Here is a 313-nt window from a genome sequence, read left to right as displayed (position 1 = left end):
CCTCTGGCCGTCCTTCTTCGCGGCCTCGCGGGTCGGCCAGAGCTCCGGAAAGCAGGCGGCCATGTCGGCGGCGTTTTCGAGCACGATGCCGGTCAGCGCCATCAGGTCGCGCCGGGTCGGGCGGAGATCGGACCAGGGCACCAGCGCATCGAGGGTGACCGGCAGGACCACGTCCGTGAGCAGGTCGATCTCGAGCAGGGTGGCGGCGGTGCGGTTGACCCCGCGCCCGCGGCCCATCGCCTGGATCAGCTCGCCCTCGCAGATGCACCAGCGCACGGCCTCGGCGATTGCGTCGGCGTGTTCCTCCATCGCG

The 313-nt window shown here is 71.6% G+C and carries 1 protein-coding gene; it reads right to left on the bottom strand.

Annotated features, from left to right (window positions below; translation table 11 throughout):
- On the bottom strand, positions 1 to 313 hold a 313-nt coding region (locus DRV85_RS18860), incomplete at both ends, for a hypothetical protein (RefSeq protein WP_199526106.1).

It is taken from the genome of Rhodosalinus halophilus, assembly GCF_003298775.1.
GTDB classification, from domain to species: Bacteria; Pseudomonadota; Alphaproteobacteria; order Rhodobacterales; family Rhodobacteraceae; genus Rhodosalinus; species Rhodosalinus halophilus.
This window is presented reverse-complemented; position numbering and strand designations above follow the sequence as displayed.